The organism is Pseudomonas schmalbachii, assembly GCF_017589465.1.
Lineage (GTDB): Bacteria > Pseudomonadota > Gammaproteobacteria > Pseudomonadales > Pseudomonadaceae > Pseudomonas > Pseudomonas schmalbachii.
Map to the genome: position 1 here is coordinate 130,563 of NZ_JAELYA010000008.1, position 22,832 is coordinate 153,394.

Sequence of the window (22,832 nt, forward strand, 5' to 3'; positions counted from 1 at the left end):
GCATCGGATGTTTCGGTTGAGCAGCGCTGCCACGCTCGAGCGTGACGGTACGCAGGTTCGACTGGGCGCTGTACTCTGGTTCGAGGGAGCAAGCTCCTCGGCGTCCGATCTGAAAAAACTTTGGCTTTTAAGCGAGTCCCCCGAGCAGACTCTGGAGCATTGGCTAAGCCAGCATCACGCAGGCGGCATGCGGGCTCTGCGTCAGATGGAGAAGGATGGGACGGGTATCTGGCCTTATCCCAGCAAGAAAGCTTTCTTGGCCAGGCTGAGGGATTACTTCGAGGTCGGTGAAAACGCTTTCACTTTGCTCAACCGCGCTGCCGGCCTGAAGCAGCTCAACAGTATTGATGAGATCTTTCGAGAGTTGGTGCTGGATGACCGCTCCGCCTTCGAGCGGGCTGCCGAGGTCGCCAGCAGCTTCGATGATCTAACTGACATTCACCGAGAACTGGAAACCGCTAGAAAGCAGCAGCGCTCGTTGCAACCTGTCGCCGATGGCTGGGAGCGTTCGCTTCAATCGCCCCGCGCAGCCCTTAGCCTTGTTGCGTATCGATCTCGCCGGCCGCCCATTTCCGCTCGAACTCATCCTTGGCACGCATCCTGTGGTTCACGCACTCGACCATCTGCTGGTCCGTTTTCCAGTTATCGCAGCCGCGGGGTGATTGGTAGTAGCGCTCCCAGGCCGCATCGTGCCGGCGCTGAGACTCAGCGGCTGCCTTCATCACATGGGAGTCGTATGCATCCGTTTGCCTTTGGGCTGGCTGTGGCGTGGCAGGCGTTGGATTCTGAGGCTTGCTCTGAGCGCTCTGCTGGATATTTGCAAGGTTGGCCAGGGTCTGCTGCTCCATGCGCTTAAGCGCATGCGTGGCGCCGGTGTACAGGATGACCGAGGAGAGGATCGCGCCGACCATACCGATGGCGAGTTCCTTGAACGTGCGGGGTTGGCGTCGTGCCATGTGGATGCTCCATGCGTTGATGGCTGAATGCTATCTGATGGAGTAAGGGAAGGGGAGCCAGAAATGAGAAGCCCCGAGGATGCGGGGCTAGCAACAAAATCGTTACTTGAAATTGAATTGACTGGTCAGCGAGGAAGGGTTGATCGGGGCTATGTTGTAGCGCTCCGGTTGGACAACGCCGGACTTAACCAGTCGTTCAAATCTCTCGTTTATCTCATCGAGGCGTTGTGCTCGCTCACCGGAGCGCGCAGCAGCCTCTCTAGCTAGAGCATCAGCCGTTCGCTTTTCAAGCGACATCGTGTTTCTCCTTGGCGCTAAAGCCTAGGTGTAGTGAAGCATGAATACTGCTTGCTGTCGTTCAGTGTGCTCGGCAAGCAGTTCAGAATAAATCCGCAGATTTTGCCTTAGCTGGTCGTCCTGCGAATAGTCCTCGATTTCTAGCTTAAGACCAGTGGTAAGCGTATTGATGCCTATCATTCGACCGTGAGAATGCCACCGATTGTTGTCACTGAGGTCCTTGGCAATTTGTTCAGCTCGGGCTTCTTTCTCCTGGAGGGTGACTGGTTGCCCTGGGTTGTTGGTGCGGTGAGCAGTCCAGTCCTTAAACTTGTACTTCACAAGCCATTGTTTTAGCAGGCTTACCGACAGGTCCCTCGCCTGTTCATAGCGGCGCAACGTGGCCAGGTCTAATCGCTGAAGCATCATGAACTCAGCGTCTGTCAGCTTCCCCTGCGCTGACTTCTCAATTAGTTCATTCACCTTGTCGATGTATCCCAAGGCTGGCACCAGTTGGCCATCGGAAAGGGGGACCTGAGGATCGATAGGGCCGAGCGACGAGGTGTAGTCCATGAATATCTTATCGCCGGACATGCAAAAAATAGTCCCAGCGGACATGGCTGCTGTTGGAACGACGAAGAACACTTCGCTGAAATGATGGCGAGTAACTTCGACCATCTTCTCGACCGCTTCGACTACCCCGCCAGGGGTGGCAAGGACAATACAGATCCTGCCATCCATCTGCTCAGGCGGTATCTCAATCTGAAGGGATGGGTTAGCTGCTTGCTGTGAAAGCAAGACGGCGCGGTTGGCTTTTACAGCTGACCGCTGATCCGCCACTGATTCGATCGCGGCCACGTAGGAGCTGAGCACCGCTGGGTGGATGGGGCCGCTATAAGCCAGCACAGGGCATTGGAAATGAGAAGAAATCTGTTGGCGGTAGTGGGTAAGCGCCATAAGGATGTGATTGTCGAGACTCGGCACTTCTGCTCCTTATTGGAATTGTGGGTGGATGGTAAATCGCCGTGCTCTCTCCACCAGAGCTAAGCCCAGCTCTCATCCATGGGCAAGTCGTCGTGGCTCTGGCCTGGTTCGGTAGATACTCACCCAGTCAGCGTTCATCCACTGCCGCATCCCCGCCAACTTAACCGCCCGAGAAGGGGCAGTCCGTTCATGCACTGGAAACAAAAAAGCCCCGCCTGAGTGATTCAGTGCGGGGCTTTCTCTTTGCTCTTGCTGTCACCCTGCTGTCACGGCGATTTCGCCTGTCACGAGTAATTCAGCTAAGTGCTTGATTTTACTGGCGCATCCGGCGGGATTCGAACCCACGACCCCCCTTCGGAGGGCAATGCGGTACAGGAATCTCAGTTGCCATGCAGAGATCAAAAATGCCGCTAAGTGCCATCCTGCAAGGGTTTCGTCTTGTGCCGCTCCCTGCAGTTTAAGGCCTATAGCGACACCTGAGGGTGGTTATTCGTGGCACAAAAAACGAAATCTGGGATGCCGGTTTTTGACTACTAGCCAAACCCAGGCTCGCCCTGCCGCCGTCTGACTGAACCTGAATTTCGACTATCGACCTACAGATGATCACCCTCACCCAGTACGCTCACTGGTGGGCCGTGGAAATTAACAGATCGATAAGACCTTGCGCTGCTCCGGTTCCATAGGAGCTTGGAATGACGACTGCAAGCGGCGCTGCGCCTGAGTTCAGCCAACTCCGTTTTGCTTCTCTGGGCTGTGTCGTTACAAACGTACAACCTAGGAATGCGCGGACCGAAAAAGTTAGTGAAGCTTTTCTGGTGCCAGGCTCTGCCCTCGCAGGAGACCATGGCAGAGCGGCAAGCGCCGAGATTCGTGGGCAGGAGGCTGGGCAGTCAGCTCAGTCGTCCTTGGCGTTCACCTCGGCGGAGACCTTGTCAAACGACTCCCAGTGGCCAACCAGCTCATCTACGCGATCGGGGATGCGCGGAGATTTGCTGAGCACCAGGCAACGGGTAGTGCCTACGTACTCTTCAAGCAGATAGAGCGTGTCCCCAATGTCGACGCCCATCTCCTGCAGAACGTCGTCGGGTAGGCGAATAGCACCGTCGCCGTCCCAGTCCTCAATCACTACATGATTCCGCATCGTGACCCCAGGCAGCGGCTGAATGAAGTGTCCGCAGAGGGAGGCAACGGCGAGCCGATGCCAACGAAGTCCCGCGGCGCAGGTCGACAGAATAGCAAAAAGCTCTCGGGCTTAGAGCGTTGTAACGATGACACCCCTCACCTCCAGCCGCAGCTTCTGACATTTGAACTCGCTCCGGGCCTGCCAGCTACCATCGCCCTTAATGGGCAGAAAATCCCGCAATACCACCGGGGGAAATTAATATCCCCATGCCACATTCAGCTAATCCACCGGCAGGTCATCGATAGGTCATCGAGACTTCGCTCTGTAGCCACCATGGCTGCACTGGATTACCGCAGAATGTCAGTGGCAGTCCTGCAAAAACCACTGAGCCGCCACATGCGCTCACTGGGACGCCTTCGCCGAATTAGCCAAATACACCCTCGTGACGGTAGATCCCTCCGCCAAATCGCCAATATCCAGTGCGCGAACCTGGAATAAGCCGCCAAACCTCGACTGGCCTGGCTTTTCGCACCAGCTCTATTCGGGCAAGACGCGAGCTCTGCTGGCTATCAAATGGGCCCATCCGCCAAAACAAATACGTATCATGGGGCCACGACTTACTTCGGTAATCTCGTGCTCGGACTACCTTTGGAAAAGTGGCCGTCATGGAAGAAAGCGCGCAACAGCGTTCAGAACGCTATGTATCCACCCGCAGCCAGCACCCCGCGTGGCTTTTGCTCGCCTCACGTCGTGCTCCCCTTGTACTGGGTTGCCTGCAAGCGCTGTTCGAGCGGGCGCACGATGGGATCCCCATGGAGGATGCGCTGCAAGCGCTGTCCGAAATGCTGGCTGCTTATGCCAGCCAGGAGCTTTACGAGATCGACCCGGATACAACGCATCTCCAGGCCGGGCGTGAACTTCGTGAATGGATCAAGCGGCGTCTGGTCGTAGAGCGAGAGGGCCGCATCTACGCAACCGACGCGTTGGAGTCCGCCATCCAGTTCGTCGACTCGCTGGATAGTCGGATCATGACCTCCACGGCATCTCGCCTTTCGGTGGTCCAGCGCGAGATCGAAAACCTGGAAACGGGGCTGAACCCCAGCCCAACTGGTCGTATTGCCAGCCTGCGCCGCCGAATCCGGGATTTGGAACATGAGCTTGAGCAGGTAGAGGCTGGCCACGTCGTCGTGCTGGACGAAGCTCAGGCGATAGAGGGCATACGCGAGGTATATAATCTGGCCACCAGCCTGCGCGCAGACTTTCGACGAGTTGAAGACTCTTGGCGCGAGGCGGATCGCGCCCTTCGACACTCCATCATCAGCGAGCAGTCTCACCGTGGAGAAGTCGTTGATCGATTGCTGGACGGTCAAGATGCTCTACTCAACACACCGGAGGGGCGTGTGTTTGAAAGCTTCCAGCAGCAACTGAGGCAGTCCGCTGAGCTGGAGGTCATGCGTGAGCGCTTGCGCACCATCCTTCGTCATCCTGCGGTTCCAAAGGCGTTGAATCGTCCCCAGCAACGTGAGCTGCGTTGGTTGGCATTACGCCTGGTTCGGGAGTCGCAGGCTGTACTTCAGGCACGTGCCCGAAGCGAGCGTGATGTACGTGGCTTCATGAAGACGGGCCTGGCCGCCGAGCATCATCGAGTCGGACAGTTACTCAACGATTTCTTCACCCTAGCGCTCAGCGTCGACTGGCAACGCCAGGCCGTGCGGCGTAGCGCTGTCCGTTTGCCGCCGGTTGGCGTAGCCATTACCGGAGTCCCGGCAATCGAGCGTCTGCGTTTCAAGACTCTGGATGACGATGACACGGGCGAGCTGGATCTGAGTTTGAAGCCTGCGGGGTTGGAACATATAGATGATGACTTCTGGGATGCTTTCGACGGGTTGGACCGTGAAGCGTTGATTCATGACACTCTGGCGGTGCTGCTGGAGCAGGGGCGACCTGTGAGTCTCGGGGAGCTTGCGTCTTTGCTTCCACCTGCTCACGACCTGGAAACCTTTGCGCTCTGGTTAGCTATGGCGCGCGAGGCAGGTATTGAGGTGCTGACAGAGGAGCGTCAGATCGTGGATCTGTTTGACGAGGATGAGCAACGCTGGCGCTTCAACTTGCCTTATGTCGGACTCGACCACGAGGCACTCAAGGACATCGATTGGGAGTTGTGAGCATGGCGGGGATCTTCGATCGCATTGCAGGCGCCTCTGGTGCCGACGAAACGGAGCTGACAGCAGAGCCCATGGCGTTGGATGACGGCATGGATGACGAACAACCTGTCATGAGCGCCGCTGTACAGGTCGATGAGCGACGGACGCCGCAACGGGTACGTGAGACCGTACAGGAAATGCTCAAGTACGGGCTGCTGGAAGAGAGTCACAAGCCCAACCTGTATCGCTCAGCGCTTTCCAATATCGAGGCGGTCGACAGAATCCTGGAGCCGCTCGACCTTGCCATGGGGGTCGACGAGGTTCGGGGGCTGGTGTTTGTTACCGTTCGCCAGGGCGAGGTGGCCGAGCAGGATGACTGGTCGCACCCCCTCGTGCGTCGGCAAAGGCTGAATCTGGAGCAGTCTCTCCTGATAGCCATCCTGCGCCAGCAGTTCATCGCCTACGAACAGGAAAGCGGTACGGGCGCCAGTCAGGCATCGGTAGCGGTCGATGAGCTGATTCCCCAATTGCAGGTTTACCTAGGCGAGCTGGGCAGTGAGGCGAAGGAGCGCAATCGCATCATCACGCTGCTGGATCAGCTCAAGGGGCATGGCCTGGTGTCGGCTCTGGACGCCCATGATCGCGTCATCATCCGTCCCATCATTACCCACTTGGCTAACCCGGAGAACCTGCAGGCACTCGTGGCATGGCTGCGAGAGCAGGTGGAGGGCGCGGCGACGCCGGCTGCCGATGGCGAGGAGGATATGGCATGAAGCAGGCACTCCTCTGGCGTGACAGCGAGACCTTCATTCTCACCAGCATCGAGCTCTATAACTGGGGCGGCTTTCAGGGCTATCACCGTGCCGAGATCGACCCCTCCGGTACCGCCGTGATCGGCCCGACGGGGAGCGGTAAAACGACGCTGGTGGACGCTCTGATGACCTTGCTGTGCGCCAATCCGCGCTACAACCTGGCATCCACGGGCGGGCACGAAAGCGACCGCGATCTGGTGTCCTATGTACGCGGCGTCACCGGCCCCGGGGACGGAGGTGTAGAGCAATCTCATATCGCGCGCCAGGGTAAGACGGTCACCGCCATTGCCGCCACGCTCGAGCGTGACGGTGCGCAGGTTCGACTGGGCGCCGTGCTCTGGTTCGAGGGCACCAGCTCCTCGGCGTCCGATCTGAAAAAACTTTGGCTGTTAAGCGAGTCCCCTGAGCAGAGGCTGGAGCATTGGCTCAGCCAGCATCACGCAGGCGGCATGCGGGCTCTGCGTCAGATGGAGAAGGATGGTACGGGGATCTGGCCGTATCCCAGCAAGAAAGCCTTCCTGGCCAGGCTGAGGGATTACTTCGAGGTCGGTGAAAACGCTTTCACCTTGCTCAACCGCGCTGCCGGCCTGAAGCAGCTCAATAGCATTGACGAGATCTTTCGTGAGTTGGTGCTGGATGACCGCTCCACCTTCGAGCGGGCTGCCGAGGTCGCCAGCAGCTTCGATGATCTAACCGACATCCACCGAGAACTGGAAACCGCTAGAAAGCAGCAGCGCTCGTTGCAACCTGTCGCCGATGGCTGGGAACGTTATAGGGCCTTGCAAGAACAGTTGCAGGATAAACAAACGCTCGAAGGCATCCTCCCGGTCTGGTTCGCCGAGCAGGGGTATCGCCTGTGGTTGGCTGAAACCAACAGGCTTGAGAAGGAGCACAAACAGGCCGAACTGGATCAGGCGCAATGCAGGAGTCAGCTTGAGATCCAGAAGGGCGTGGTCGATCAACATCGTCAGCGCTACCTGCGAGTAGGGGGCGCAGGGATAGACCAATTACGCGGGCGCATCGCTGATTGGGTCAGGGAGTGCGATAGGCGGCGCCTGAAAGCCGAGCAATACCAACGCTTGGCCAAGGGGCTTGGACTCGCGGATGAGTTATCGGCCGCTGCGCTCGAAGAAAATCAGCAGCAGATCGCGGCACGCCTGGAAATACTGGCACAGCAAACTACAGACGCGCGCCAGAAAGCGTTCGACGCAGGTCTCGTCCAGCAAGAGCTCAATGGCCGCCTGCAGAGCTTACAGCAGGAGCGTGCTGAGGTTGAGAGACGGCCAGGCTCGAACCTGCCCGGGAATTTTCATGCTTTTCGAAGCGATCTGGCACAGGCGCTTGGTGTCGATGAGTCGGCCCTGCCTTTCGTTGCCGAACTGGTGCAGGTCAAGCCCGAGGAGCTGGCCTGGCGGGGTGCCATCGAACGGGCAATCGGTAGCCACCGGCTGCGTATCCTAGTGCCGCAGGGTTCATCCCAGGCCGCACTGCGTTGGGTGAACCAACGGCACAACCGCTTGCATGTGCGCTTGTTGGAGGTCAAGGAGCCGTCGTCGCGCCCTGTGTTCTTCGACGATGGTTTTACCCGCAAACTGACCTTCAAGGAGCATCCGTACCGAGAAGCTGTGAAGGCTCTACTGGCGGATAATGACCGCCACTGCGTCGAAAGCCCGGAGCAATTGCGTCATACCCCTTACGCCATGACAGCTCAGGGGCTGATGTCGGGCAAAGAACGCTTCTTCGACAAGCAGGATCAGAAGCGCCTGGATGAAGACTGGCTGACCGGCTTCGACAACCGCGATCGTCTGGCCTTCCTGACTGAGCATATTCGCGAGGTCAATGAACAGCTCGTGCCCGCCAAGCTGGCCCTGGATGCTGCCCAGGGCGATGTCGGTCAGTTGGAGAGTCAAGCTTCGCTGCTGCAACGCGTCGAAGAACTACAGTTCGAGGAGATTGATCGGCCGGGCGCCGAGCGTCAGCTGCAGTCGCTGCGTACTCAGCTGGACACCCTGACCCGTCCCGATTCTGACCTTGCTGTGATCAAGGCCGAGCTGGATCAAGCCGAGGCCCTGCGGGAGTCTCTGGACCAACAGCTGCAACGACTGATCGAGCAGTGTGTGCAGTTGAAAACTCAGTTTGACCAGGCCGCATCCGCTACCCGTAAGGCCTATCGCGGCGCCGAAAAGGGGCTGAGCGATACACAGCGTGAACTGGCGCAAGCGCATTTCCCGACCCTGACCGCGGATGACCTCGGCGATATTGACGAGCTGGAGCGCAAGCATACGCGTGAGCTTCAAGGGCAACTCAAAACGCTCGGCGAGAAACTGGGCGACCAGAAAACAGAGCTTGCCAAACGTATGTCCGACGCCCTGAAAGCAGACACCGGTGCGCTTGCAGAGGTCGGGCGAGAACTGGTGGATGTACCCAGGTATCTGGAGCGTCTCCGTGTGCTGACCGAGGAAGCCCTGCCCGAGAAACTCAAGCGCTTCCTGGAATACCTCAATCGCTCCTCGGATGACGGCGTCACCCAACTGCTCAGCTATATCGACCATGAAGTCTCGATGATCGAGGAGCGCCTGGATGACCTGAACAGTACGATGCAGCGTGTCGACTTTCAGCCCGGACGCTATCTACGCCTGGTTGCAGGCAAGGTCATCCATGAAAGCCTGCGCACCCTGCAGCGCGCCCAGCGCCAACTGAACTCGGCGCGTTTCATCGATGATGAAGGCGAGAGCCATTACAAGGCATTGCAGGAGCTCGTTGGGCTGCTCAAGGACGCCTGCGAACACAGCAGGAATCAGGGGGCCAAGGCGCTTCTGGATCCGCGCTTCCGCCTGGAGTTCGCGGTATCGGTGATCGATCGAGAAAGCAGGAATGTCATCGAGACCCGAACAGGCTCTCAGGGCGGTAGCGGTGGCGAGAAGGAGATCATCGCCTCCTACGTGCTGACCGCTTCCCTCAGCTATGCGCTCTGTCCCGACGGCAGCAGCCGGCCGTTGTTCGGCACCATCGTTCTCGACGAGGCGTTTTCGCGCAGCTCCCATGCGGTTGCCGGTCGGATCATCGCGGCGTTGAGGGAATTCGGCCTGCACGCTGTCTTCATCACGCCCAACAAGGAAATGCGCCTGTTACGCCACCACACGCGTTCGGCAGTCGTCGTTCATCGGCGCGGCCTGGAATCCAGTCTGGTTTCCCTGAGCTGGGAAGCTTTGGATGAGCATCATCAACAGCGCATCAAGGCCATGCATGAAATCGCCCACTGACATAGGTTGCAGCTTGGCTAGGCAATGGCAGCGTTCCAGTGTTCGCTTGGACCGCTTGCTCAATCCCGCTAGCTGGCCGCAACGCCTCAACATCGGTAAGCCTTCGGCACGACTATTCACTGACAACATCCAGGCGGTGCTCCGGCATGTGGAAAACTGGCGGAGCGTGAAAGTGGGTAAGGTCGACTGGGAACCCGTCAGCTACCGAGCAGGGTTGGCCCCAATTTCCTTGCCAATGCGCTGGCACTTGCGCAGTCCCTCCGAATGGATTGCCGCAACCGATGATCCAGCGGTCAGCCAGGAATACGCTCAACTCGAGTATCTGGTCGAGCAGGTAGATAGTTCCTTTCATGCTCTGCTGGTGGCGCAACGGAGCTTGTGGCTGACGAAGCCATCTGAAGAAGTCGTCGCCACGGCGCAGCTCGCCACTCAATTATCTCCGGGCTGTGCTCAAGGCCGCCCATTGCGCCTGCTTGCAGAGCACGGAGTCGACACCAAGTTTTTCGAGCGAAACGCTATCTTGCTGACGAAACTCCTCGATGAGCGCTTCGAAGGCGCGGCGTCCGAACAAGGTCTGACGACTTTTCTGGATGCCTTTGAAGAAACCAGTCATTGGGTTCTAGTCGTTCCTCTTCAGCCTGAGCTGCTGCCCTTCAAGCGGATCAGGCTCACGACTTCGGAACTGGCCGAAACCCCACTTCCCGGTTCGCGATTGCTCGTGGTGGAAAATGAGCAATGTGTTCACTTGCTACCCGAAACGCTGCCGGACACCCTCGCTGTTCTGGGCGCAGGGCTCGATTTGCAGTGGTTGGCGTCTGCGCATCTAGCCGGGAAACAGATCGCTTACTGGGGCGACATGGATACTTGGGGCTTACTGATGCTGGCGCGAGCGAGACTCCATCAACCTGCAGTCGAAGCACTGCTAATGGAACGGGAGCTGTTTGACCAGCACTCAGTGGGAAGCGCGGTCGTCGAGCCAACTAAAGCTCAGGAATTGGCTCCCCAAGGATTGATGACTGACGAGGCTGATTTCTATCGGTATCTCCTTACGCAGGAACGGGGACGCCTTGAGCAGGAGTATCTGCCACGCATGCAGGTCGAACTGGCCATTAGTAAATGGTTCGGAGAGTCGGTAGTGCCGGCTCATCCTGAGCGAACGGCTTGGCTGCATGACTGACAGATGACGGCGAGGTGCAGCAACTTGGCGAGCGCGTGGGCATGTTGCATGCAACGCTCCTACAAGAAACCTCGTAATTCCACCGAGCGGCTGAAAAATCCCCCGTCACATCTAGTGGACAGAGCAGGACGTTAATGAAGTGCTAGTAGCCGGCATTGACAGCAGATACCTCCTTGCCCACCCGATGCCAATGCCGGGAACTCTGCAGCAAACGTGTACAGCAGCCCCTCTCAATCCGAGCGGTTAGCCTCAGCCTTGCGCAACCGCTCCAGAATGGGATGATCTGCGGCGACCTGCTTGCCCAAGTGCATAGGACCGGGCAAGCGAAGATACCCGGCCCACAGCGGAGCGTTGCGGCAGAGCAGTGCAACTTGCTCGGCAGTAGCTGTCGGGTGAGCGAACGATCCAGCACGTATAATCGTGATTTCTGTGACACCGAGCTGCTGCCACGGATCTCGCAAGTCTCTCTCGGAGACCTCATAGCGGGTGTTGTGGCGTTGTGACCGGACGGAGTCGTACTGTTTGGACGGAGAGACGAAATAATAGACGTCCGAGCTCTCATTGGACTGGAATACGCCAACCTTGGTGCCTATGTAGTGGGGTATATCAGGTGACAGCGACTGATTCCCACTCATTTGGGCAACGTCCGGATCTGCACGGATTCGCACGATTGCGGCACCTTCCGGTACCGGGGGAAGGCCCGCGTCTGGGCTGTCCTTGAGGCCCTTGTAGAACGTGCGAAGGCCACTGTCGAGGCATACGATCAGTGGGGCGTCAGCAACTTTGGTGGGTACCAACAGGGCTTGAGTCACCAGTTTGGTGAGCTGGTCAGATCTGAGCAGCGTGGCGAATGCATGTATGGCCGAGACACCCTCGTTATAGCTAAACCACTTGCCCCCTGAGTCCGGGCCTGACTCGAACCAGAAAATCTCGGTGCTGCGCTCCCCCAGCACCGTGCGGGTGATGACAGGAAGAAGCACTGCCGGGCCTTTTTCCTGGATGCGATCAAGCAGGACGGAAACTACAGTGGTCTTCTCCGGCGAAGCTTTGGATTTTGGTATCGGAGCGGGAAGGTAGCCGCTCAGGCGGATCGCCTCGATAATTGTGTTGGTGGCCTTGAAGTCGCGGTCGTCCTCTTCGCCCTTGCGCTTTTTCTTCAGTGGCGCATCGGGATCGACGTGCATGATGAACTGCGTCGCAATACCGTGCTCTGCCAGAACTTGCCGGATCAGATGCTTGGGGTCTTGGGCTCCTTCCAATTTCGCTGCAGAAGTGCAGGTTTCTACGATCATCACCTTGGGCCCACCGCTGTAGGCTTGCGAAGCTGCGGGCAATACATGATTAGATAGCCAGGCCCTGAGGGCCGGCAGGTCGTGTTGTCCCGCGAGCATGCGCTCTGCATCAGGTACATCCAGCCGAGTCAGTGTTACCAGTGGGGGCATCACGTCCTTGAAGAACTGACTGTCCTCACTGAGTGTTCCACTGGCCGCATGAAGCCGCAGCATTACCTCAGAATGGGCTGCAAGCACCATCACCGGCAACGTCACCACCTCGCCGGTGGCCTGTGTTTTTTCCTCTCGCAAGCGACCTACGGCCTTCCTGACTAACAACGGCGATGTCCCGGGTAGGTTGTCCAGCAGGTGAAAGCCGGCCTGATCCAGGAACAATGGCCCTGGCCCTGACGCTATCAGCGGGTTGGACGGAGGGATGGCATAGATGGGTCTGAAGTCGCTGTCGATGGGGATGTCGCCTTCCTGAATAGATGGAAAAGACGAAACGCCCATAAATCCCAGTAAGCCTTCGATCGGGTGCTCGTACGTGGTTTTCCATCCACCTTCATGTGGTCGGGTCTTGAGCTTTGCCTTCACGATCTGATCGCCAACTTTTACCCAGGCATGCTTTTTCGTCCCAACAAGATTTGGCATGACCGGGCTTAGCTTCACACGTAACTGAAGGTAAGGCTCGGCTCGTCCGCGCAACAAAACCAGCTTGGGCTCTATGGCATGCATGGCGCTGGCGTAGCGGATATCGTTCTCCGAAACAACGGGATCGTCCCATGCCAAAAGCGTTGCGTCCGATGCCTGATAAAGCGTGATTGGTTTGCCGGCCTGCATGGGGTTACGGATCAGCGCCTGGCCAACTAGCCACGGAATGACGGTGTATGCCAGTGACGAAATATCACCTGGCGTCACGAGGAGGTGGGTCTCAAGGGGTACGAGGTCGGTGACGGTGAGCTTGCCCTCAAAGTCCACGAGCTGCTCGTTCCAGATCCTCAATACATCCATCGACCATAGCCGCAGCGTCTCGTTGATGGTGTCGATCGGAAGAGGTTTGAGTAGAAGAATAGCCGATACGCCACCGTCCTTTTGGGGGGAAAGATCGACCTTCACTGGGCCACCAGAGAGGACGGTCAGCATTTCCTCCAGAGCGATGATAGGCAAGCCAGGATGTGGCTTTTTGGCCAGCCCTTGGAGAGCTTGCCAAGCATCGAGGTAATGCTCTCCAATCACCACTCGGTAGGCCCGCCCCAGTTGTGTCGGGTCGAATCTGAAAAGGCTGGTGCGCAGCTCAAGCGTTTTCATACGGACTCCTTTCTTGATCGAAGAATGTATTGCTGAACCGCCGATGCGATGCCTGCATGGTGACGCTCGAACTGTTCCCAGTCGCCGTCTTCCTTGAGCCGGTTGACACTTTCATTGAGCATCTCTGACCAGGGCTTCAGACCTTTGAGGAACGCTGCATCTGCGAAGTAGCACGTGACGGGGGTGCCCCCTCGGCGGCCTCGCCCAATGAGTTGGGTCAGGCTCACCAGAATGTTCATGATGGTGTAGTGACGGATGTTGGCGGGTTGCTGGCTAAACGCCGGGCGTGCGGTACGGATCGTCTGCAGCAGCGCATTGGAGAGCTTGCGTTCTTGCGTCATGACCTCTCCCGGACTGGAGCGTGGCAGCACTGTGTTCCCGGTTTCGTAGCAGATGTGGGCCAGGTTGTTGTTGGGGCTGTCGGACGCCGGTAAGGGACGGACACAGATCACAACTCCACCAATAGCGGAGAGTCCGTCTGCGTTGACGATATTGTGTCCTCTGGCCATAGGCCCAAGTGCGCTGACCAACAGCGTCTTATGCTTGTGCTTGCCGCTGGTGAACTCGGCAAGGTCGTCATAGATAAGCATTTGCCGGGCCTCCAGTGAGGAGGGTTTATATTCGCTTTGGCGACCACGCACCCATCCGACGGACTCGCCCGGGCCGTCCGGCATTTTCGCCAAGGTCATGGCTAGTGCTTCAGCGTCCGCATCGCTGTTGGTGACCAGCAGCAGGCGGGCCCTGTCCCGGGTCTCGGGATCGTTTGCAAGCTTTTCCAGCCGGGTCTTTAGCCATGGCCAGAGTTCCTTGGCGAGCTTGGTAACCAGGAATTTGCGTTGGGCAAATGGTCCCCCAGAGATCGCCGTGGTTTGATTGATGTTCTCGAACGTCACCTGGCCCTTGGCGTCCGGCACATCAATGAAGTCCTGGGCTTTCAGATCGAATGCACTGGCGCCGGGAAAATAGGCTGTTGCGGAGAAACCGATGAACAGCCTCTTCACTCCGGCATAGCCCAACGCACTGATGTCAGGGAGGGAGAGCAGGGTGCTGTGAGGGTCGCCCCGCATGGCGACGACGTGTAGCGTCGAGTCTTGCTCGCTACTGTCTTTGCGTTTGAATCCAAAGACAGCTCTTTGCAGTGGCCCGTTGGGGCTTGGGCTCAGAGGTTCTGGGCCGGCGATGCTCCGCCTGACCTCATACGCATAAGGGATCTCTGCGTTGACGAAGGCAGGTAGCTCGACCTGCAGATTTCGCAGGTGGGTCTCGATGACCAGCAGGGTACCGCGCAAGATCAGAGATGCTTTCAGGCGTATCCGATCATGCTCCTTCAAGCGCTCAGGCAGCCTGCCGCTCTCGGATAAGTCAGCGATCAGGTTTCCCAGGGTGATGGCCAGCGTTTCGAGCCTGTGTTCCCCATCGTTAGAACGCCAATTGGCAAGGTTGCGACTCAATGATTGCAGGTGGTGTGGAAGCTGATTGATATCGTTGTTGAACAGGTGCTCAAGTGTTTCTCGGGTAATGCCAAGAGCCTGTGTGATGAAGGTGTCATCAGCGTCCGACCAGGTGGTTTCCTTGATTGGCCATTCGAAATAGCGTTCTTGCTGAAGGTTCATGAGCTGGCTGACGCTCAGCGTGCAGTACATCAATGCCCAGTTGACCCGGTAAAGGCTGCTTCGATCGATTCCGGGGATGTGGGACTTTCCAACAACGTGGTTGAACAGACGCAGTAAAGGGCTGCTATCACCTACGTTGCCCAGCCTCAGCTCGATCACGCTGCTGTCGATAGCCGACTTCAGGAGGCCATCGATTTCGTCCACCAGAAATACAGGTGTCGTTCGCAAAAGGATTTCAACCAAGCTTCGTGGGCCTGGAAATTGCTCCACGTCTGACAGCGGGATGCGGGTTGTTCCAGACAACAGGGCGTGGTGGTTGATCACCACGATGTCAGCCTCCATCGCCTGTGACAGCATCCGGGTTTGGCCGCACCTGAAGAGGAAGGGGCAATGTTTGAGTCGCTTCGACGACTCCTCTCCATCATCCCCACATGCCGATATGCGTATGTTGAAGCATGGCTCGTTGCCTGGTTCCACAGCCATCAAGTCGGCTGAGTAAGCGTCGAGCAGGCAGGCATAATCGTAGGGGTGATCGGTCTTGCCCTGCTCGAACTGCATCTCTGCACGCTCGTATATTCGAGATGCGGAATGCAGCGGTGCGATCTTCAGTTCTTTGCCTACTGCCGCCGCCGATTGCTTGATGATGCGTACGGTGTTCTCGACCTCGACTAGCGTAGGGACTGCGATAACAATCCTGTGCCCACGCTCGGCCGCGTCGATGGCCATCATTACCATCGCGACGCTCTTGCCGGAACCAGTCGGCGCATTGACTCTGTAAAAATTCCCCGAGTCGGCTTTGCGAACGGGTTCATCGCCCCAGATGTTCACCAATGACGCTTCGTGCTGGCTATGCAGGTCAGGAGAGGCATCCATTTGTTTCGCAAGCTTCATCAGCCTGGCGTGCTCCCAGCTGATCTCGGGTAACGCCGTTGATGGTGGAATGAGGACGTGTTGGTCGAGCGCGTTCAGGACATGACGTTCGTTTTCTGGAATGGCGAAGACCCTGACGCGATCTCCAGTGACGTGCTTGAGTACGACGTCTCCCTCATTGGGTAGCTGTCCATGAGCCGGCGCCGTACGACCATTCTTGAGCGCCTCGAAGTTTTCCCTGATGACCTGGTCAATATCCAGATGGGGCGACAGGCGATACCGATCCTGCTCATGGAGTTCACTGCTCAGCTTGGAGCTGTCCACCAGCTCAAAAGAGCTCAACTTGCCCTTCAGGATGCCCTCGGCGCTCAACATGAAGCGTTTTGGCTGAGCCAACAAGGAAGGTCTGAGCCGCAAACTCTGGGCGATTAGCGTTTGCTGCGCCTCCGCCAGGGAGCCCCAGGTGCTCCACTTGCGTGTCCTGCCTGCAATGATTGCCGCAGCATCGGCCAGCGTAGGTTCGTCGGTGACGTAGCGTACGGCGATAGCCAGGAACAGTGTGGTCGCGATATCAGAAAGGGGACGCATGCTTCTGCACCTCCTGCACGCATTGGCTCTGGGTGAACACGCGCACACCCAAAGGACAGTGCTCTCGGAGTAGAGATATGTTCTGCTTCTGGTAGTCGGGGATCACGATCCAGCGAGGCAAGTGGGACGGGATCTGTTCGATGTGTTTGGCGAGTTCATGGGCTGATACCCACACCTTTGCGTCGATATCCTGAGTGCTTTGGCCTATACGGATACGAAGGTCTGTTCGATCAACGTTAGGCCAAAGTTCTACTTCGTAACCTCTCTCGGTCAGGGCGTGTGCCAGGGACAGTTCCAGCAATCCCGGCTGCAGCGTGAATTTCCATAAGGCTGGATTCAGCATGAGCCTTTCCTGGGCTTCCTGACCCTCAAGGTGGCTGTTATTCACGCGGTTCACGAGCCTCGTACCGTCTCTGAGAAAGAGGCTTTTCTTGTCACGGCACCAGGCAGAGTCGCAGCTCACCTCATGCCGTTGGGTGTTCAGGGGCCAGTGGCATTCCGGGCACAGGTACAGCAACCCGTTATGCCGCAGGTGAAGCGGGATGGGTTCGTAGAAGTCACTGAGAGAGAGGTTCAGTGGGACGAATGCGTCGCGGGCCTGGGAGGGGGTGATGACGCCGTGCTCAATGAGGAACAGGCGAAAGTTGCGATAGAGCGTGTCACCATCGGATCGCAGCCGGCACGCTTGCTTGACTCGGTTTACGCGAGCCTGGATGGTTTCCCAAAGCTGCCGAGCGTTGAGCTCCAGCATCATTTCGTTACAGGTTTGCGAAGCCATGTTGGAGCAGAGCAGGGGACCGGAATAGTCCGCCCGTATGGCCTCCGGGAGCCATTGCTCTATCGGCAAGTTCAGTTTGCGCTCCAGTGCCATTGTCGTCACCGGAGAGCGCTCAGGCTCAAGCCTCCACAGCAGAGCCGATGCCCGTTGCAGAAGCGGGAATGCCTTTTTTCTGTCGGTGGCGCATAAGGTGGCTCCTTGCGCGAGCAGGCTCAGCAAACGTTGGGCGTATTGGGTGTTATCCATTTCACTCAGCCTCTGTCGTTGTCTATAAGAGGGGGCTTGGCCTTACTTAAGCGTCCTGCCAGAAGGCTTTATTGGGGGCCAGTCTCCATGGGCGATTGGAAAAAAGGCGAAAACCTCCGCGCCTGCCAGATGACTCTACGACGTGCTCTGGACTTGCGCCGCCCTTTCAAATCCAACGTTTGCACTCTATGGCGGGCTCCTTGAAGCGGCATAGCTTGCTGCCAGCTTGTTGCGAGCATGCCAGTGGGGTGGGCAAACTGCCAGTAGTGAGGGCCGCGTGTTGGCTAATCGTGCGCCTTCGGCGGCGCCCTCCGCTGCATTGACGTACTTGCCTGCTACCGAGGAGCTGGATGAGCTTCACCAGAAGCCGACGCTGTGGCTCTGCTCAGCCGACGGCGTACAACGACCCCACAGGGTCGATGGTTTACTATTCGAGACGCGAATCGCAGCACAATTTACTCCTGTCTGGTACCGGCCAGGGGCATGAGTGGGGAGTACAGGGACAGTGTTGAAGAGGCAGCGCGCATTGACTTGCTGGGTGGGCGGGAACGATCTCAAAGCTGTTAACGACAGCGAGGTCGGGCCGATTTTGTCGACCCTGCGGGCTGCGTCCTTTGATCGTGTCGAGCTGCTTTGTTCTTACCCTGTCGAGCGGGTTGAGCCCTATCTGGCATGGTTGCGCGAGCGTGTCGATATACCGGTCGAGGCTCATTACGAATCTCTGAGCTCCCCAGTCCACTTCGGGGAAATCTACCAGACCGCCAACAAGCATCTGGAGCGCTTGTCCGCTTCCCGTGCCGATCTTTCGATTCTGCTCAGCCCTGGCACGCCTGCGATGCAGGCCGTGTGGATTCTTCTCGGCAAGACTCGTTATCCGGCCACTTTCTACCAATCCTCCCTCGAGCAGGGCGTACAGCAGGTTGAGGTGCCATTCGAGATAGCCGCCGAGTATGTGCCTGCTGCCAATGGCATCACCAGCGACAAGCTACTGGAGCTGGCAGGGCAGGATGTTCCCGTCAACGCAGCCTTCGACAGCATTGTCACGCAGAGCGAGCGTATGTTGACGCTTAAAGCTCAAGCGCAGGTCCTGGCACAGAAACAAGTACCGGTGCTGATCTACGGTGAAACTGGTACTGGCAAAGAGCTATTTGCCAGGGCTATCCACAACGCCGGTCCACGTTCTGCTGGCCCCTTCATTGCGGTCAACTGCGGGGCGATTGCGCCTGAACTCATCGACTCCACTCTGTTTGGCCATAGAAAAGGTGCTTTCACCGGTGCGGCGGAGAGTCGAGATGGGGTGTTCCAGCAAGCGCATAGCGGCACGCTGTTTCTGGATGAATTTGGTGAGCTGAAGCCGGACGTGCAGGTTCGCCTATTGCGAGTCCTCCAGGGAGGCACGCTCACGCCGGTTGGAGGCAGCCAGGAAATAAAGGTCGATGTGCGGCTGATTACGGCTACCCACCGAAATCTGATGCAGGAAGTGGCTCAGGGGCGTTTCCGCGAGGACTTGTTCTACCGGATCGCTGTCGGGGTTCTCCATTTGCCACCCCTGCGAGAGCGTGAAGGGGATCTGCTCCTGCTGGCAGATGCGCTGCTTGAAAACCTCGCTGAGCAAGACTCCTCGCTAGCTGGTAAGAAAATTTCCGCTGAAGCAAAAAAACTTATTTTAAGGCACCCCTGGCGTGGCAATGTCCGGGAGCTTCAGTCCACATTGCTTCGATCTGCGCTGTGGTGCCAGGGCAGTGCCATTGGTTCGGCGGATATTGAGCAGGCGCTGTTTCAACTTCCGCAGGAACAAGCCGACATCATGGCGCGGGATGTTGCACAAGGTATTGATTTGCAAGGGGTAGTTTCTGAGGTCGCAGGGCATTACCTGCACAGGGCACTCACTCTTACCGGGCACAACAAGACTCGCGCCGCCAGCCTGCTGGGCCTTAAAAGCCAGCAAACGCTGAGCAATTGGATGGACAAATACGGCATCGAATAAAAACTTGGCACGGTCCTCGCTGTAGGACTGGCATGGACAGAATCGCCTATATGAAATCAGCCAACTTCGAATTCCTCCGCTCCGGCAATGAGTTGCTGGCAAACCTCGCGGGCCTGGCCGAAGCCGTATTGTTTATCGACCCGGGCAGCGCGCTGACTCGTCTGCGCAGCTTTGCCGAAGAGCTGACCAAAGCCATCTACAAGGAAGAACTGCTGCCGCGCATGCCGCAGTCGACCTTCTACGATCTGGTGAAAAACCCGGTGTTTGTCGATTGCGTCAGCAAGCCTCTGGTTCATCAGATCAACTTTCTGCGTATTCAGGGCAACGACACCGCCCATGGTGCCGAAGGTGATCTGCGCAACGCACAGTTGGCGCTGAAGACTGCTCACCAACTGGCCATGTACATGGGCATCAAGTACTATGGCACTGCGCAGGCTGATATTCCGCCCTTTGCCGAGGTGCAGGACCCGACGGCAGCGCTGGCCAGCCTGCAGAAGACAGTTTCCAGCTACGAGAAGGAGCTCAACCAGCAGCAGGAAGAGCTTCAGCGCGTCATGGACAAGCTGGAGCAGGAGCGTACCCGCAACCTCGACAAACTCGAACCGCCGGCCAAGCCTGATCAACAAAAGCGCCAGCAACAGAGCCAGAAGGTTGCCGATAGCCTGCAATGGAACGAGGCCAAGACTCGTACCCTGCTGATCGATGCCATGCTTCTGCAGGCCGGCTGGGATGTCAGCAACCCCGCTCAGGTTGGTCAGGAGGTGGAGGTCGACTTCCCGGATAACACCTCTGGCAAGGGGCGTGCGGATTACGTGCTATGGGGGGACAACGGCCAGCCGCTGGCCGTAATCGAAGCCAAGAAATCCGGCAATGTCAGCCTGCAGGCCGGGCGCGAACAGGCCCGCATGTACGCCGACGGCTTCGAACGCATGGGCATGCAACGCCCGGTGATCTTCTACAGCAACGGCTACGAAACCTTCATCTGGGACGACCAGCAGTACAACACCTACCGCCCCGTCTACGGCCTCTACAGCAAGGACAGCCTCGAATACCTGATCTACCAGCGGCAGTACCGTATTGCCGAGGTTGAAAAGTACAACCCCGAGCTGAGCATCGCTGATCGACCCTACCAGATTGAAGCGATCAAGACCGTCGCCGCGCACTTCCAAAAGCAGAGACGCAAGGCCCTTATCATCCAGGCCACCGGCACCGGCAAAACCCGTGTGGCCATTGCTCTGGCCGAGCTGCTTCTGCGTACCAGTTGGGCCAAGCGCGTATTGTTCCTATGTGATCGTAAGGAACTGCGGGTGCAGGCGGATGATGCCTTCAAGCAGAACCTGCCCAGCGAGCCGCGCTGCGTGATTGGTGAAACAAACAAGGTCGATCAGACCGCGCGCATCTATATCGCCACCTACCCGGGCATGATGAACCGCTTCGCCCAGCTCGACGTAGGCTTCTTCGATCTGATCATTGCCGACGAAAGCCACCGCAGCATCTACAACAAGTACCGCGACCTGTTCGATTACTTCGATGCGTTGCAGGTGGGCCTGACCGCCACCCCGGTGAAGTTCATCAGCCGCAACACCTTCGACATGTTCGACTGTGAAACCACCGACCCCACCTTTGAGTTCGGGCTGGATGCGGCCATCAACAACGAGCCGCCCTACCTGGTGCCGTTCCGCGTACGCGACCTCACCACCGATTTTCTACGTGATGGCATCCACTACAACGACCTGAGCGATGAGCAGAAGCGCCAGCTCGAAGAAGATCTCGGTGAAGAGGAGGCCAAGCGCACCACCATCGCTGGCAAGGACATCGGCCGCAAGATCTTTAGTGAAGACACCGACCGCATCATCCTGGAAAACCTGATCAACAACGGCATCAAGGACGAAACCGGCTCGCTGGTCGGCAAGACCATCATTTTTGCCCAGCGCCAGGATCATGCCGAGCACCTGGAAAAGCTCTTCTGCAAGCTCTATCCGCAGTATGGCACCAAGGTCTGCAAGGTTATCCACAATGCCATTCCGCACGTGGACACCCTGATCAAGGAGTTCAAGAAGCCGGATAACGACTTCCGCATCGCCATCTCGGTGGACATGCTCGACACCGGCATCGATGTGCCCGAAGTGGTCAACCTGGTATTCGCCAAGCCGGTCAAGTCCTGGGTCAAGTTCTGGCAGATGATCGGCCGTGGCACGCGCCTGCGCCCCAACCTGTTCGGCCCAGGCAAGGACAAGAGTGAATTCCTGATCTTCGACCACTACGGCAACTTCGACTACTTCGAGCAGGAGTATCAGGAGCCGGAGGACACTGGCGGAAAATCCCTCCTGCAAACCACCTTCGAGGCACGCGTGGAGCTGGCCCAGGCGGCGCTCAAGCATAACCATGCAGCCGCCTTCGATACCGCCATCGAGCTACTGCGGGCGGACATCAATGACCTGCCGGACACCAGCGTGGCCGTGAAACGCGAGCTGCGAGTCGTGCATCAGTTGCAGCAAACCGCGCTGCTGAAACAGTTCGATGCCAAAACCCAGCACCTGCTGACGGACAGTATCGCCCCGCTGATGTCGGCCCGGGTGCTGCGCGACAAACATGCCACCGCGCTGGACAAGCTGATCGCAGGCATCCAACGCTGCCTGGTCGAGCAGGCCAGTTGCTTTGAGGATGGCAAGATCACCCTACTGGCCGAAGTGGACAAGCTCGCCGTTAACATTCAGGCCGTGCGCCAGAAGGATGCCGTGATCGCTGAGGTGCGCAGCGCCGAGTTCTGGCAACAGCCCAGCATCGGCAAGCTGGAACATGCCCGCCAGGAGCTGCGTGGCATCATGAAGTACCGGCAGACCGACACCGGGCCTGGCTATGGCGTAGACACCACGCGAACCGCGGATGGTAACGTCCAGGGCGAAGAGCGTGTGGTGTATATCGCTGGCGCCAACGAAGCGATGATCTACCGCCGCCGCCTCAAGGACATTCTTGACGGCATGCTGGCCGCCAATCCAACCCTGCAGAAAATCCACAAGGGCGAGCCGATTGCCGAGCCAGAACTGAAGACGCTCACCTCTACCATCCTCACCAGCCACCCGGGCGTCAGCCTGGAAGTGCTCAACGAGTTCTACGGCCGTACCGCGGATCAGCTGCACCTTACCGTGCGCGAGATCATTGGCCTGGATGCACAAGCCATCGAGGAGCATTTCAAGAGCTTCCTCCATGCCCACCCCAGCCTCACTGCCCAGCAGGTTCGCTTCATGAATCTGCTGAAGAACTACATCGCGCAACACGGCAGCATTGTCGTGGAGAAACTCTATGAGCCGCCGTTCGACAGTATTTCCCACGAGGGTATCGACGGCGTCTTCGCCCCCGAGGATGTCGGCGAGTTGGTTGCCGTGCTCAAGCCCTTCCTGCGCGGGGATGTCCCGCCAAGCAGTCACTAGGA

General features: G+C 57.9%; 13 protein-coding genes and 1 pseudogene. 7 read left to right on the forward strand and 7 right to left on the reverse strand.

The window, feature by feature from the left end; all coding sequences use genetic code 11:
* Window positions 1–7 precede the first annotated feature (7 nt).
* Window positions 8–508: pseudogene (locus JFY56_RS24455) on the forward strand (ATP-binding protein); the annotation flags it as partial.
* A gap of 25 nt (window positions 509–533) precedes the next feature.
* Here JFY56_RS24455 and JFY56_RS19585 read toward each other — a convergent pair.
* The 4 genes from JFY56_RS19585 to JFY56_RS19600 all read right to left on the reverse strand — a co-directional run bounded on the left by JFY56_RS19585 (window position 534) and on the right by JFY56_RS19600 (window position 3,357).
* Window positions 534–956 carry a hypothetical protein gene (locus JFY56_RS19585; RefSeq protein ID WP_208315727.1) on the reverse strand — a complete coding sequence of 141 codons (423 nt, stop codon included), beginning with the start codon at window positions 954–956 and terminating at the stop codon, window positions 534–536.
* 102 nt (window positions 957–1,058) lie between these two features.
* The gene (locus JFY56_RS19590) at window positions 1,059–1,253 is read right to left on the reverse strand and encodes a hypothetical protein (protein WP_208315728.1); all 195 of its coding nucleotides are present in this window, start codon (window positions 1,251–1,253) and stop codon (window positions 1,059–1,061) included.
* A gap of 24 nt (window positions 1,254–1,277) precedes the next feature.
* On the reverse strand, window positions 1,278–2,216 hold the full coding sequence (locus JFY56_RS19595; protein ID WP_208315729.1) for an SDH family Clp fold serine proteinase: 939 nt from the start codon (window positions 2,214–2,216) through the stop codon (window positions 1,278–1,280).
* A gap of 895 nt (window positions 2,217–3,111) precedes the next feature.
* The gene (locus JFY56_RS19600; RefSeq protein ID WP_208315730.1) at window positions 3,112–3,357 is read right to left on the reverse strand and encodes an AbrB/MazE/SpoVT family DNA-binding domain-containing protein; all 246 of its coding nucleotides are present in this window, start codon (window positions 3,355–3,357) and stop codon (window positions 3,112–3,114) included.
* A gap of 647 nt (window positions 3,358–4,004) precedes the next feature.
* Here JFY56_RS19600 and JFY56_RS19605 point away from each other — a divergent pair.
* Genes JFY56_RS19605 through JFY56_RS19620 form a run of 4 tightly spaced genes read left to right on the forward strand, consistent with a single transcriptional unit; the run spans window position 4,005 to window position 10,735 of the window.
* On the forward strand, window positions 4,005–5,504 hold the full coding sequence (locus JFY56_RS19605; RefSeq protein WP_208315731.1) for a DUF3375 domain-containing protein: 1,500 nt from the start codon (window positions 4,005–4,007) through the stop codon (window positions 5,502–5,504).
* 2 nt (window positions 5,505–5,506) lie between these two features.
* Window positions 5,507–6,256: a DUF4194 domain-containing protein gene (locus tag JFY56_RS19610; protein ID WP_176450455.1), complete on the forward strand. Its 750-nt coding sequence runs from the start codon at window positions 5,507–5,509 to the stop codon at window positions 6,254–6,256.
* Complete coding sequence (locus JFY56_RS19615) at window positions 6,253–9,558, forward strand: ATP-binding protein (RefSeq protein WP_208315732.1); 3,306 nt, start codon at window positions 6,253–6,255, stop codon at window positions 9,556–9,558. Before JFY56_RS19610 ends, JFY56_RS19615 begins: the two co-directional genes overlap by 4 nt.
* Window positions 9,509–10,735 carry a Wadjet anti-phage system protein JetD domain-containing protein gene (locus JFY56_RS19620; RefSeq protein ID WP_236032884.1) on the forward strand — a complete coding sequence of 409 codons (1,227 nt, stop codon included), beginning with the start codon at window positions 9,509–9,511 and terminating at the stop codon, window positions 10,733–10,735. The genes JFY56_RS19615 and JFY56_RS19620 overlap by 50 nt, the downstream gene beginning before the upstream one ends.
* Window positions 10,736–10,965: 230 nt before the next feature.
* Here JFY56_RS19620 and JFY56_RS19625 read toward each other — a convergent pair whose 3' ends face one another.
* From JFY56_RS19625 to JFY56_RS19635, 3 genes are read right to left on the reverse strand one after another with little or no spacing between them, the layout of a single operon-like run.
* On the reverse strand, window positions 10,966–13,317 hold the full coding sequence (locus tag JFY56_RS19625) for an RNaseH domain-containing protein (RefSeq protein WP_208315733.1): 2,352 nt from the start codon (window positions 13,315–13,317) through the stop codon (window positions 10,966–10,968).
* Entirely contained in the window at window positions 13,314–16,388 is a 3,075-nt protein-coding gene (locus JFY56_RS19630) for a hypothetical protein (RefSeq protein ID WP_208315734.1), read from the reverse strand. The genes JFY56_RS19625 and JFY56_RS19630 overlap by 4 nt, the downstream gene beginning before the upstream one ends.
* Entirely contained in the window at window positions 16,372–17,412 is a 1,041-nt protein-coding gene (locus JFY56_RS19635) for a restriction endonuclease-related protein (protein ID WP_208315735.1), read from the reverse strand. The genes JFY56_RS19630 and JFY56_RS19635 overlap by 17 nt, the downstream gene beginning before the upstream one ends.
* Before the next feature lie 505 nt (window positions 17,413–17,917).
* Here JFY56_RS19635 and JFY56_RS19640 point away from each other — a divergent pair.
* Both JFY56_RS19640 and JFY56_RS19645 read left to right on the forward strand, forming a co-directional pair.
* Window positions 17,918–19,399 carry a sigma 54-interacting transcriptional regulator gene (locus JFY56_RS19640; RefSeq protein ID WP_208315736.1) on the forward strand — a complete coding sequence of 494 codons (1,482 nt, stop codon included), beginning with the start codon at window positions 17,918–17,920 and terminating at the stop codon, window positions 19,397–19,399.
* A gap of 50 nt (window positions 19,400–19,449) precedes the next feature.
* Complete coding sequence (locus tag JFY56_RS19645) at window positions 19,450–22,830, forward strand: type I restriction endonuclease subunit R (RefSeq protein WP_208315737.1); 3,381 nt, start codon at window positions 19,450–19,452, stop codon at window positions 22,828–22,830.
* The last annotated feature ends 2 nt before the right edge of the window (window positions 22,831–22,832 follow it).